Source organism: Bradyrhizobium sp. AS23.2 (assembly GCF_001908185.1).
In the GTDB taxonomy this organism is placed as follows: domain Bacteria; phylum Pseudomonadota; class Alphaproteobacteria; order Rhizobiales; family Xanthobacteraceae; genus Bradyrhizobium.
This window is the reverse complement of the sequence record NZ_LGHM01000258.1, coordinates 1-12,766: the sequence shown is the minus strand read 5'-3', so window position 1 is coordinate 12,766 and position 12,766 is coordinate 1. Positions and strand designations below refer to the sequence as shown.

The following is a 12,766-nucleotide window of genomic DNA, read 5'->3' as shown; positions in this document are numbered from 1 at the left end:
ACAGTCTCTTACCCATGATGCTGCCCGCCACCGCGAGGCGATGGTGGCCGCCGATTAGAGTGTAATCATCCGTTGCTATGGCAATGATCTCGCCGGTTTCATCAACGATGACTTTCATGCGCCGCCTCCGATGCAACGCGGCGGTCAGCAACCGCTATAGTATGCAGTCTATCTAACCTCGTGTCGGCCTCCCTCGTTCCAACCATGAAGATTACGGCTTCCGTACTCGCCTCATCGCCCAACGCCTTTGTGTGCAAGTTAGTACACAAATCAAACGCGATTTGCGGGGTGGCAAATATCCTCGATAGGCGGCGTCGCGCCTCCCGGACCCGGACGGCCGATGCGGAGGGCCGCCATCCTTCGACGGCAGCACGAACCCAAGCCTGCTGATTCTTGCGCGCTGGCCGCCCGCACGGCGGCGGCGAGGACCTACGCGGCCGAAGCTACGCTTGTGGCAACGTCGGCCAACGCCTCCCCGCGCCGCGCTTTGTCGCGCCGGACAGGAACCTGAAACGACCTCAGCCTCTCAGCGGCCGGTGGTCAGTCGCGGCGGGATCTGGGACATCATCCAGAGCTCGATCGCGGCCAGGATCGCGACCACCGCGCCGATGATCACATGCACCGTCATAGCAGTGGTTCCCTGGAAGCCCAACACCCAGGGCGAAACCAACGCCCACAAACCGACAATGAGGTTCAGCCACTCCTCCCACACCGCGAATGCAGCGAGCGCCGCGATGGCAAGGATCGCGATGGCGATACCGGTGATATGAGCGTTGGTGGAGACCGTTCCGGCGGCGAAGCCGAACATCCAGGGCGAAAGGAACAGAAGCACGCCAAGGATCAGGTTTGCGACGTCGCACAATTTTGCGTTCGTCCAATTCTCCATGACACCCTCCATTGGAAGGCTTTTCACACGCTAATCAACCGTAGGATCGCCGCGCCGGTTCCATCGCGGCCCCGCGGCATAATTGCAAGAGACAATCCCGCGAGGTTTTACGGTCGCGAGGCACCCGCCAGCCGTCGCGCGCCACCCGGGGGCGGCGCATGACGGATCGCTGCCGCTGCTCGACAACAAGCCAAAAGGCCTACGCGTCCGCTTGCAGCTTTCGAGTGCTGCCTGCGACAATTGGCACGCCACGGACATAAAGGCGCGGCATTCCTGGGGCTTGTCGTCCTCCCCGCCCCCTCTTCCCCCGGAGTTCTCATGCTTTCTGCCGACCGGCCGGCGACACGCCTTGCGACGCGACTCGCCTTCCTCGTCGCGGGCTTCGGCATCGCGTGCTGGGCGCCGCTGGTGCCGTTCGCGAAGGCGCGGCTCGCTGTCGATGATGGCGTCCTCGGACTGCTCCTGCTCAGCCTCGGCATCGGCTCGGTCGTCGCGATGCTTCTGACCGGTGTGATGAGCGCGCGCTACGGCAGCAAGCCGATCATCATCGCGGGCGGCCTTGGTCTTGCGCTGGTCCTGCCTCTGCTGGCGATCGCGAGTTCGCCCGCAACGCTGGCGCTGGCGCTCTTCGCCTTCGGTGCCGCGCTCGGCTCCATCGACGTCGCCATGAACATCCATGCGGTCGAGGTGGAGCGCGCCGCAGGACGTCCGCTGATGTCAGGATTCCACGCGCTGTTCAGTATCGGCGGCTTCGCCGGATCCGCGCTGATGACCGCGCTGCTTTCGCTGCAACTCGGCACGCTCGCCTGTACGCTGATCTGCTCGGTCCTGATGCTGATCGCGATGCTGGTGACCTGGCCGCGCCTGCTCCGTTCGGCGCAGGTGCAGGAGGGACCGCTCTTCGTGCTGCCGCATGGCTCCGTTCTCCTGCTGGCGCTGCTCGGCGCCATCACCTTCCTCGTCGAAGGCGCAATGCTCGATTGGGGCGCATTGCTCGTCATCGGCGCGGGCCTCGTCTCCGAGGCGCAAGGCGGGACCGGCTATATCGTGTTCTCGATCGCGATGACCGCCGGGCGGCTCGGTGGCGACGCCGTCGTTGCACGCATCGGGGATCGCACGACATTGTTCTGGGGCAGCCTGCTTGCAATCGCAGGCTTCGCGGTCCTGCTCACCGCTCCTGCTGCGGCAATCGCCATGGTCGGATTCCTTCTCATCGGCCTCGGCGCATCGAACCTCGTGCCGGTGCTGTTCCGCGGGGCGGCCAGGCAGACCGCGATGCCCACGGGGCTCGCGGTCGCGGCGATCACGACCGCTGGCTACGCCGGCATCCTCATCGGTCCCGCCGGTGTCGGCTTCGTCGCCCGTATTGGCGGATTGCCAACGGCGTTCTGGCTCCTGGCCGCACTGATGGGCCTGGTCATGCTTTCGGCACGCAGTGTCACGGCGGAGCAGCGCCAGACATCGCGCGTCGAGGCCTGAGCGGCCTCACAAATTGCTCAGCCCGATCGATCTGATCACGGGCGCCAGGCTTGCCGATGTCGTCTCGACAATGCGCTGGAATTTGTCCGGGCTCGAATCGCTGTCCGGCTCCATGCCCTGCGAGCGGTAGCTTGCCTGAAGCGCTTCATCGGCCATGGCCAGCCGCGTCGCCTGCGCGATCCGATCGATGATCGCATCATCGGTATGCCTGGGTGCGAACAGACCGAACCAGCCCTCATATTTGAGGTCCGGCATGCCGGACTCGACGGCCGTCGGGATGTCCGGGGCGCCGCTTAGCCGCCTTTCGGTGGTGACCGCCAGCAGCCTGATCTTCCCGGCCCGACTCAGTTGCTGCAGTTGAGCGGACATGACGGCAATGACGAGCAATATCTGGCCGCTGACGAGGTCGTTGCTCGCCTGCGCGATGCCCCGATACGGCACGTGGACGATATCCAGCGCGCCGGCCTGCTGCTTGAACGACTCGCCGACCAGATGATTTCCGGTGGCGATGCCAGGCGTCCCATAGGACAGCTTTCCCGGATTGGCCTTCGCGTAGGCGATCAACTCGCGCAGGTTTGCGGCAGGCACCGACGGATGGATGGCGAAAACCAGCGCGCTGTTGATCAGGCGGTAGATGGCGCGGAAATCGCCAATGGAATAGCCGGGATTTGGCGACGTCAGCGGAATGATGACCTGCGTGCTGCCGTTTCCGAGCAGCAGCGAATAGCCGTTGGGCTCCTCGCGCGCGACCACCGCAGTCCCGATCGCGCCGCCAGCACCGCCGATATGCTCGACGAAAGTCGACCCGAGCAGCGATGACATCTTTTCCACCCAGGGGCGGCCAATCTGGTCGCCCGCTCCGCCGGCGCCGTACGGAATCACCAGTCGAATGGGACGAGACGGATAATCGGCAGTTTGTCCGCTGCGCGGAATTGCGGCCAGCGCCGCTGCGCCTGATAACGCATGGACGAACTGTCGCCGCGAGAACGAAGGCATGTTCGAATTCCGGAAGTCGGTAGTCACTGTCGAGGCGGGACCGGCTCCCGAACCATCCAATCGCAGTAATCCACCACCGCCGTCAATGACCCATCAAGGCGCCACCCAAGCGTCACCGCGATCGGCTGACGGCCTAAACAATTGCTTTTCAAGCACTATTTGGCGGGCACGGCCGACCCAAGCCGCCTGCGCAGGGCTGCCAGCCATGCCCAATGCTTTCGGCCTGTTTACTGGACGCCTCGTTCTGATAGACCAGAACGAAATACCTTTTGACTCCCGTCGCGGGGGCAATGGCGCGTGCCTGATCGTAGCGAAGACTCGGCCATTTCATTTGGGCCATTTCGGCTGTTTCCGAAGTCCCGGCTCTTGGAGAAAGAGGGCTCGCCGCTTCATGTCGGCGGCCGCGCGCTCGATATTCTCATCTTCCTTGCCGAACGCCCCGGTGAAGTCGTCGGCAAGAGAGAGCTGGTCAAGCGCATCTGGGCCGACGTCAATGTCGACGAGGGCAGCCTGCGCTTCCACGTCGCGGCGCTGCGCAAGGCGCTGGGCGACACCGGCAAGTCGGCCCGCTATGTCGTCAATGTGCCCGGCCGCGGCTATTGCTTTGTCGCCTCGTTCGCACAGGCGACCTCGCCGGCCGCGCCAACCTCGGCTGAAATCGCACCGCCCCGCTCCCTCCCCGCACCACTCTCGAAGATGATCGGACGGGAGGAGATCGTCGAAAAGATATCGAACGGACTTCTGCTCCATCGTTTCATGACGGTCGTCGGCCCGGGCGGTATCGGCAAGACTGCCGTCGCCATCACCGTCGGACATCGCCGTTCCCAGGATTTCGGAGGACGCGTTTTCTTCGTCGACTTCGGTCCGCTGAGGGACGCAAGCCATATTGCAACCACCATCGCCTCCGTGCTCGGACTGGCCATCAGCTCGGAGGATCCGACGCCAGGCCTGCTGACGTTCCTAAGGACAGGCCCGACGCTCCTGATCATCGACAGTTGCGAGCACGTGCTGGATACGTTGGCGCCGCTCGTCGAGCGCCTCGTTCGCGAGGTGCCGCAGCTTCGCGTCCTCGCAACCAGCCGCGAGTCGTTCCGGAGTGAGGGCGAGCGGATCTTCCGGCTCTTCCCACTGGATTGTCCGCCCGAGCGCGAGGGCCTTGATGTCGCCGAGGTCCTCGCTTACCCCGCGGTCCAACTCTTCGTCGAGCGCATTGCGCAGAGCTCGGGTCCGTTCCAGCTCAGTGCGGAAGAGGCGCCGCTCGTCGCCAGCATTTGCCGGCGTCTCGACGGCATTGCACTTGCCATCGAGCTCGCGGCGGGTCGTGTCAACGCGTACGGCATTGCCGGCACGGCATCGCTGCTCGACAGCCGCTTTTCGCTGCAATGGCGCGGACGGCGCACGGCCGTACCGCGGCATCAGACGCTCGCTGCGGCGCTCGACTGGAGCTACGACCTCCTGCCTCCGGCGGAGAGCGCCACCCTGCGTCGGCTGTCGGTGTTCGCCGGCCCCTTCGCACCGGAGGCGGCCGCCGCGGTCGCAGCCGGCGACGGCCTCAGCGCGTCGGAAACGCTCGAAGCGATCGACAGCCTGGTGACCAAATCGCTGATCTCGCCGTCCGGCTCGCGGACGCTGCGCTATCGCTTGCTCGACACCACGCGCACCTACGCACATGCAAAGCTCAACGAGCTCGGCGAAACCAAGCAGTTCGCCCGGCGTCATGCGGAGCATTTTCGCGACTTCTTCGAGCGCGCGGAGGCCGACACATCGACGCCGCTACCGGAATGGCTGAGCATCTACGGCGCGGAGCTGGACAATGCGCGCGCGGCCCTGGACTGGGCCTTTGCGCCCGACGGTGACGCCGTGCTGGGGATCGCGCTGACGGCGGCCGCGGTCACGCTGTGGGTTCGCCTTTCCCTGTTCGCCGAATGCCGCGAGCGCGCCAAAACGGCCCTCGCCGCGCTCGGCGACACCGGCGGCGATGACCGCGTTCGCATGCAACTCCTGTCGGCACTCGGCTGGTCGCTGATGTATGGCGAGGGCCGCGCGCGCGAGGCGCGCCCGATCCTCGAGACGACCCTGAAACTGGCTGACAGGCTCGACGACAAGGATTTCCGCCTGCGCGCGCTCTGGGGCTTGTGCATCGACCAGTTCAACAACGGACAGTTCGGCAATGCCCGCACGCTCGCCGATCGTTTTGCGAACGTCGCAGCGAACTCGTCCGACAAGACCGATCTCATGCTGGGCGACCGGCTGATGGCCGTCGCGCTGCACTATCTCGGGGACCAGAACGATGCCCGGCTGCGCATCGACCGGGTGAACGCATCGCTGCCTGAGCTTGCGGAGAAGCCGAAGATCTTCCCGCTCGATCTCAGGATATCGACGCAATATTTCCGGGCCCGCATCCTGTGGCTGCAGGGCCTGGCCGATCAGGCCCAGACGCTTGCCGCAAGAAATATCGAGGAAGGCCGCGCCAACGGCCACGCGCTGACCTTCTGCAGCGTGCTGGGACAAGCCGCCTGCCCTATCACTTTCTGGGCCGGCGATTTCGAAGCTGCGGAGCGCCACGGCACCGAGCTGCTCGAACACACCGAGCGTCATGCAATCCGGCTGTGGGGCCTGTGGGCGCGAGCCTTCAACGCAGCGGTCATCGCAAGGCGCGGCGACGTCGCGACCGGCCTACCGCTGCTGCGCGAAGAGCTCCATCGCGCCGGCGATGCCCGCTTCCTGCCGCGCTTTCTTCCCCTGCTCGGCGAGCTCGCCGCATGCTTCCTGGAGGCCGATCAGGTCGATCGTGGCCTCGACGTGATCGAGGACGTCCTGACCCGCTGCAACGACCGGCAGGAGCTCTGGTATCTGCCGGAGCTGATCCGCATCAAGGGAGAATTGATGCTGAGAAGCGCACGACATTCAGGGGACGCCGAGGCGCACTTCCGCGAGGCCATGGACATCGCCGTCCAGCAGGGCGCGCGCTTCTGGGAGCTGCGCTGCGCGACCAGCCTCGCGCGGTTCATGATCGGGGCTGGCCAGAGTGCGAAAGCTCTGGCGGTACTGGAAAATATCTCCGGGGCGTTCACAGAAGGCTTGGAGATCGCCGACATGCGCATCGCGCGCGAGCTGATTGCGCAATTGCGGACCTGACGGCGCGCGCTGACCGCGCGACGACGCGGTCTATCCTCCCGAAGCAGCCGCGCGGCGCGGCAGCTTCCAGTCGGGACGGATGAAGTGGCAGGTGTAACCGTCGGGATAACGCTCGAGATAATCCTGATGCTCCGGCTCGGCTTCCCAGAACTCGCCAGCGGGCGAGACCTCTGTCACCACCTTGCCGGGCCACAGGCCCGACGCCTCGACGTCGGCGATGGTGTCTTCGGCAATCCGCTTCTGCTGATCGCTGGTATAGAAGATCGCCGAGCGGTAGCTCGTGCCCCGATCATTGCCCTGGCGATTGAGCGTGGTGGGATCGTGGATCTGGAAGAAGAACTCCAGCATGGTCCGGAAGCTCGTCTTCGCGGGATCGAAGATGATCTCGATCGCCTCGGCGTGTCCTTCGTGGTTGCGGTAGGTCGCGTTCTTCACCTGCCCACCGGTATAGCCGACACGAGTCGAGATCACGCCCGGTTGCTTGCGGATGAGATCCTGCATGCCCCAGAAACAGCCTCCGGCCAAAACAGCGCGCTCTGTCGTCATTTGATGCTCCATTCGTTCAGTCGCGATGCCCAGTGCTCTACCCTGCATCTGCATGCAGGCGCGGGTCATCATGGTCGTCGTGATATTCGAGGCCGAGCGGGCCGATGGCGGAGACCTGCGTGACGTATTCGCCGGACTTCGCCCAGTGAAAATGCCAGGTCTCGCCGGGCAGGACAATGACGCTGCCCGGCGGATAGGCCTTGACCTTGTCGCCATCAAAACTCTCGCCGAGCCCGATGTAGAACACGCCCGACATGACCGTGTAGATGCGGTCCTCCGGATGCCTGTGCGGCATCAGCTTCGTGCCGCCGGGCACCGTCACCCGAACCACGTAGGGTCCAGGTTCGCTGGGATGGCCGACCATCACGGCCAGCCGCGCTCCCGGCGGGAATGCCGGGAACGGCTGCCACGCGATGTCCTCGGGCAGGATCGCCCGGAACCTGTCTTCATCCGGCTGATGTTGGCGAGGCATGGCGCGTCTCCTCTTGTTCCTTTGTTCGGCTAGGTCAATTTGGCGTCGAGCGTGATGGCGGCGTTGAGAACCTTCGACACCGGACAGTTCTTCTCGGCCTCGCCGGCGATGCGGGCAAAGCCGGCGTCGTCGAGCTTCGGCACCTTGGCGCGAAGGGTGAGCGCCGACTTGCTGATCTTGAACCCCTTACCTTCGGGCTCGAGCGTGACAGCGGCTTCGGTCGAGAGCTCGTCAGGCGTGAAGCCGGCGAGCTGCAGGCCGAAGGCCAGCGCCATGGTGAAGCAGCCGGCATGGGCCGCCGCGATCAACTCCTCGGGATTGGTGCCCTTCTCGTTCTCGAAACGGGTCTTGAACGAATAGGGCGTCTCGGCGAGCACGCCGGATTCGCTCGACAGATGGCCAGTGCCATCGCGCCCCGTACCCTTCCATACTGCTCTCGCCTTGCGGATCATCTCATCTCTCCTTGTTTTGTTTTCGACACCGGCGCTCCGCACCGGAACACTGCGGCTTCGGCGTCGCCGCCTGCCGCCACTCCAACCGGTCGAGTGCCGCAGCGGTTCCGTTAGCTGCCGATTTGTCCGACGTGGAAGCCCAGCCGGTTCTCGACGTCGCCGGCGCGATGGAAACCTCGCGCCATCAGCGCCTTGATGCGGTTCTGGCTTGCTGGGCGGCCGAGAGCGGCCAGGAATGCATCCCACTCCGGCTTGATCTCGACATCCGGCGGCAGGCTCGCGACATCGACGAGGCGCTTGGTCTCGGCGATGGCATCCTTGTCGAAGGACGCGATGCGCATTGCGAGCGCCTCGACGAAGCCGTCGAGCTCGGCATCCGGCAGCGACCGGTTCACATAACCGTAACGCTCGGCAAGATCGCCGTGGATGTCGTCTGCACTGAGCAGGACTTCAAGCGCGCGGCCACGGCCCACCAGGCGCGGCAACCGCGCCATCGGCCCGCCGCCGGGCACGAGGCCCGCGCCGACCTCCCATTGCGACAGAACGGCCTTCTCACGACTGGCAAAGCGTATGTCGCTTGCGAGCGCGAGCTCGCTGCCGACCCCGGTCGCCCTGCCGCGGATCGAGGCAATCGAAACAACGGGCGCGCGGCTGAGGCGCACCAGCATGTCAGGAAGCGCCTGGAGTCCGGTTGGCCCGGGCGGAATGCTCAGGGAGTCCTCCAGTGGCGAGAGAAAGTCGTAATGCGTGATGAAAAAGCCTTCGACGGCGCTGTCGAACACAACGACCTTCACTTCCGGATCGGTCTCGATCTTCGTGACGATGTCGTTGAGCTGCGGAAGCTGCCTGGGACCGAAGATGTTGACCGGCGGCATGTCGAAGGTGACACGCCAATAAGATGGCAGGCGGCGCTCCAGGCGGATGTCTTCGGTCGTGAAAGTGCGTTCGGGGCGGTTCATGATTTGATTCCTCATGTCTGCAGGAGAACAGGGACACGCGGGGGGCGCGCGTCCCTGCTGTTTCAGATCGACTGGCGCAGCTGACGGAATGCGGTGCGCATTTCCGCGCAGAACAGCGCCGGCTGTTCCCAGGCCGCGAAGTGGCCCCCCTTGTCGAGGCGATTGTAGTGCATCAGCTTGGGATAGGCCTTCTCGGCCCAGCTGCGCGGTGCGGCATAGATCTCGTCCGGGAAGATGCTGACGGCGACCGGGATCTTCACGTGCTTGGGCTCGAAGAACACCAGCTTGTTCTCCCAGTAGAGCCGCGCCGACGAAACCGCGGTGTTGGTGAGCCAATAGAGCGTGATGTTGTCGATCACATCGTCCCGCGACAGCCCTTCCGTCTTGCCGTCGAAGACACGCGCGATCATCGCGGCGCTACGCGCATCGTGATCGAGCATCCAGGACGCAAGGCCAGCGGGCGAATCCACGAGTCCATACAGCGTCTGCGGCCGGTTCGACATCTCGATCGCATAGCCGAGACCGTGCTTGTAGAAATCGTCGAGCTGGTCATAGGCGTAGCGTTCGTCGGCCGAGAGATTTGACGGCCGCGATCCGCCGGGCTGAAGCGCCTTGGCGATGTCATCGGGAACGGTGGCGGGCATGTTGGTGTGAATGCCGAGCAGCTCCGGCGGCGCGATCACCGCCATCTGCTCGGTGACGGCATTGCCCCAGTCGCCGCCCTGCGCCACGTAGCGGCTGTAGCCGAGCCGCTTCATCAGCACGATCCAGGCGCGCGCGATGCGCTGAGGATCCCAACCGAGGGTTGTTGGCTTACCGGAGAAGCCGTGGCCGGGCAGCGAGGGGATCACCAGATCGAAGGCGTCCGTCGCCTTCGCGCCGTGTGCGGTCGGATCGGTGAGAGGGCCGACGATCTTCATCTGCTCGATGATCGAACCGGGCCAGCCATGAGTGACGATCATCGGCAACGCATTTTCGTGCCGCGAACGGACGTGGATGAAATGGATGTCGACGCCGTCGATCTCGGTGACGAATTGCGGCAAGGCGTTCAGCCGCGCCTCCATCTTGCGCCAGTCGTAGTCGCTCTGCCAGTAGCGCACGAGCTGCTGGATCGTCGTCAGCTGCACGCCCTGCGATTGGTCCGCGACGATTTCGCGATCCGGCCATCGCGTCGCGGCCAGGCGGCGGCGTAGATCGAGCAGATCTTGTTCGGGCACGCTGACTTGGAACGGACGGATCGCGCTGCTCGCTGCGGCCTTTGCCGGATGCAGCGGCAGTAGGCTCGAGACACTGGCGGCAACCGCGGTCATCGCGGCCTGGCTCAACAATTGACGGCGGTCTGGGTTGAGGACGTCGGTCCGTTCTCGCGTGGTCATGTTTGATCTCCCTTGCTCTGGTCGGCGACGCCCATCGAATTCGAAATCAAGGCGTCGGCTCGTTCATGCAAAGAGATTGGCGCAGGCACCGGAAATTTTCTCGTTATGGATTGTTAGACTGCGTTAGCCGTTGCAAGTCCGCGCGATGCAAGAGTGAGACCGGACGGACGACGATACGCGCGATACAAGAACGAAACGGCGCGCGATGAGTTGAGTCATCGCGCGCATGCGTCTTCCAAGAATGCTGCACCTCAAGGCGGCAGCAGCTGGCCGGCCTGCTCGCGGACAATGTAGTCGGCGTACCAATCCATCCAATTCTCGTCGTGCCCGCCGGTACGCTTCTCGTGCTCACCATGCGCCGCCGCCGCGCGGCGCAGCGCCGCAGCCAGTTCGGTGCGCGAGGCGAACGTCGTGCCGTCGCCATCGATGCGTCCGGGCAGTCGCGCGGTGACCTCCTGGAACAGCCAGCCATTGCCGTCGGGATCGCTGAACGAGGCGAACGAGCTGTAGCTTCCGCGCTTCGGGTCAACACCGCTGACCCGAATACTGCCGAACAGATACGGCTCGTCGGGCCCGGCGTGAACGTCGCCGGCACCATGGAACGGTTCGCTCACCTCGATGCCGCGGCCGAGCAGATCCTGTCGAGCCGCCTCCAGATCGGAGACGATCAGGTACAGGCCGCGCGCCGAACCCGGCGCGGCCGCCGTGACGTTCTTGCCGAAGATCACCGAACAGGCCGAGCCCGGTGGCGTGAACTGGATCACGCGCCATCCATCGCCTGAGGCGAAATCGGCATCCAGTCGCCAGCCGAGGCGCGCGTAGAACGCCTTGGCGCGGTCGACATCCGATACAGGGATGACGACGACCTCGAGCTTCAGGTCAACGCTACGCGATTTCGAAGACTTGGCCGCGGCGTCGCGGTCGATCTCGATAGAGGCCATGTCGAACTCCCTATTTGAGGCGCGGGCTCGATGCCGAGCCCGCCTTTTGCCAACCACCTTCGCCCAGACCGGGGAATATTGCTCGTTATGAGATGTTAGGGCTCGTTAGTGATTGCGGGCAGATCTTCAAGCGGCAGCCGGCATCATGATGGTCACCCGCGTGCCGCCCTGCCCCGCCTCGCCATGCAGCCGCGCATGGATGCTGCGCGCGAGCCCTTCGAGAATGCGGCTGCCGGTGCCCTGAAGCGGACCGGTGGCACCGATGCCGTTGTCGGCCACCGTACAGAACCAGGCGCCGTCACGATTGGCGACGGCGACGCGGATCAGCGCACCGTTCTTGTTCGGGAAGGCATGTTTTGCCGCATTCGTGACCAGCTCGGTCAGCATCAGCGCCAGCCGATGACATTGCGACGCGGGCAGCGTGCCGCTCTCGATTGCAGCTTCGCAGCGGATACCCGCCGGCTCCAGCACCGCCTCGGAGAGCGCTTCGCACAGGCTTTCGAAGAAGGCCTCGACGGAGACGTTGGACACATCGTCGTTGTCGGACAGGAGTTGATAGAGCCTGCCAAAGGCGACGATGCGCCGCTCGAACCGGTCCACCGCGACCGACACATCCTTGGTGCCGGCCCGTGTGAAGTCGCGACGGACTGACGCACCCAGCAGCGTCAGCGTGTTCTTCATCCGATGATGCGACTCCCGCAGCACGAGTTCCCAATCACGCGACTGATCGTCAAGACTGGCGACATATTGAGATCGAACGAAATTGTCGTTCGGCCTGGAGCCGATGCCGGACATGATAGCCTCCCCATTGCAATAGGACCTAACTCGAAGGCTATAGTGGATGCGTCGTGCGTGTTTTGCTCGTTAGACGTTGCAAGATTTTGTTATGATCGGCGGTGCCGCAAACTAGCCGGTTGGACTGTCGTCTCGACGGTCAAGCACGCTGACGGATTGTCTCGATCGCTCTGTAAACCGCTCGCGTTTAAGCAAAATTTGTGACGGATATTCCACCTGAGGCCGACAGATTGCCGCGCGATTTCGACACTTTCGGTCAGTTTACTGATGACCTCATTCTGGTAGATCAGAGTGCAGACGGAACCCTTTCACTGGAATCACGAGCGCGTGCCGGACGCTAACGACCAGGATTCGGCCATTTCCTTCGGGCCATTCCGGCTATTCGCCAAGTCGCGCCTGCTCGAGAAGGACGGCGCCCCGCTTCACCTCGGCGGGCGCGCGCTCGACATCCTGATTTTTCTCGCCGAGCGCGCTGGTGAGGTCGTAGACAAGCGAGAGTTGATCAAGCGCGTCTGGGTCAACGTGACTGTGGACGAAGGCAGCCTGCGCTTCCACATCACGACGCTGCGCAAGGCCTTGGGCGATAACGGAGAAGGCTCCCGCTACGTCGTCAACGTGCCCGGGCGTGGTTATTGCTTCGCGGCGCCGCTGCTTCGGGCCGAAGCGTCGGAGACGCGGGCGGGCCCGCCCGTCTCGGCGCCCCATTCCCTCCCCTCGCCGCTTGCG

General features: G+C 64.3%; 12 protein-coding genes. 3 read left to right on the top strand and 9 right to left on the bottom strand.

All coding sequences use genetic code 11. The features are described 5' to 3' along the window. Positions 1-526: 526 nt before the first annotated feature. Positions 527-886 carry an SPW repeat protein gene (locus tag AC630_RS39955; protein ID WP_074123833.1) on the bottom strand — a complete coding sequence of 120 codons (360 nt, stop codon included), beginning with the start codon at positions 884-886 and terminating at the stop codon, positions 527-529. 318 nt (positions 887-1,204) lie between these two features. Here AC630_RS39955 and AC630_RS39950 point away from each other — a divergent pair, with 318 nt between their 5' ends. Next, positions 1,205-2,365, top strand: a complete 1,161-nt coding sequence (locus AC630_RS39950; RefSeq protein ID WP_074123831.1) for an MFS transporter — start codon at positions 1,205-1,207, stop codon at positions 2,363-2,365. Positions 2,366-2,371: 6 nt separating this feature from the next. On the opposite strand, the gene AC630_RS39945 is transcribed toward AC630_RS39950, so the two are convergent. Continuing rightward, positions 2,372-3,361: a Bug family tripartite tricarboxylate transporter substrate binding protein gene (locus tag AC630_RS39945; RefSeq protein ID WP_074123830.1), complete on the bottom strand. Its 990-nt coding sequence runs from the start codon at positions 3,359-3,361 to the stop codon at positions 2,372-2,374. A 297-nt stretch (positions 3,362-3,658) separates the two neighbouring features. Between AC630_RS39945 and AC630_RS39940 the strand changes: the two genes are divergently transcribed. After that, the gene (locus AC630_RS39940; RefSeq protein WP_074123829.1) at positions 3,659-6,499 is read left to right on the top strand and encodes an ATP-binding protein; all 2,841 of its coding nucleotides are present in this window, start codon (positions 3,659-3,661) and stop codon (positions 6,497-6,499) included. A gap of 30 nt (positions 6,500-6,529) precedes the next feature. On the opposite strand, the gene msrA is transcribed toward AC630_RS39940, so the two are convergent. From msrA to AC630_RS39905, 7 genes are all read right to left on the bottom strand, one after another. Further along, complete coding sequence (gene msrA, locus AC630_RS39935; protein ID WP_074123832.1) at positions 6,530-7,045, bottom strand: peptide-methionine (S)-S-oxide reductase MsrA; 516 nt, start codon at positions 7,043-7,045, stop codon at positions 6,530-6,532. 37 nt (positions 7,046-7,082) lie between these two features. Further along, positions 7,083-7,517, bottom strand: coding sequence for a cupin domain-containing protein (locus AC630_RS39930; RefSeq protein WP_074123828.1), 435 nt, complete (start codon positions 7,515-7,517; stop codon positions 7,083-7,085). A 29-nt stretch (positions 7,518-7,546) separates the two neighbouring features. Then, positions 7,547-7,969 (bottom strand): OsmC family protein, encoded by a 423-nt coding sequence (locus AC630_RS39925; RefSeq protein WP_074123827.1) that lies wholly within the window; start codon positions 7,967-7,969, stop codon positions 7,547-7,549. 110 nt (positions 7,970-8,079) lie between these two features. Beyond that, positions 8,080-8,928, bottom strand: a complete 849-nt coding sequence (locus AC630_RS39920) for an enoyl-CoA hydratase/isomerase family protein (protein WP_074123826.1) — start codon at positions 8,926-8,928, stop codon at positions 8,080-8,082. A gap of 62 nt (positions 8,929-8,990) precedes the next feature. After that, positions 8,991-10,304 carry an epoxide hydrolase family protein gene (locus tag AC630_RS39915; RefSeq protein ID WP_074123825.1) on the bottom strand — a complete coding sequence of 438 codons (1,314 nt, stop codon included), beginning with the start codon at positions 10,302-10,304 and terminating at the stop codon, positions 8,991-8,993. Positions 10,305-10,555: 251 nt separating this feature from the next. Beyond that, positions 10,556-11,245, bottom strand: a complete 690-nt coding sequence (locus AC630_RS39910) for a VOC family protein (RefSeq protein ID WP_074123824.1) — start codon at positions 11,243-11,245, stop codon at positions 10,556-10,558. Between the two features lie 126 nt (positions 11,246-11,371). Continuing rightward, the gene (locus tag AC630_RS39905) at positions 11,372-12,040 is read right to left on the bottom strand and encodes a sensor histidine kinase (RefSeq protein WP_074123823.1); all 669 of its coding nucleotides are present in this window, start codon (positions 12,038-12,040) and stop codon (positions 11,372-11,374) included. A 327-nt stretch (positions 12,041-12,367) separates the two neighbouring features. Between AC630_RS39905 and AC630_RS39900 the strand changes: the two genes are divergently transcribed. Beyond that, positions 12,368-12,766: winged helix-turn-helix domain-containing protein (locus AC630_RS39900; RefSeq protein ID WP_143198686.1), on the top strand; the 399-nt coding region annotated here is incomplete at its 3' end.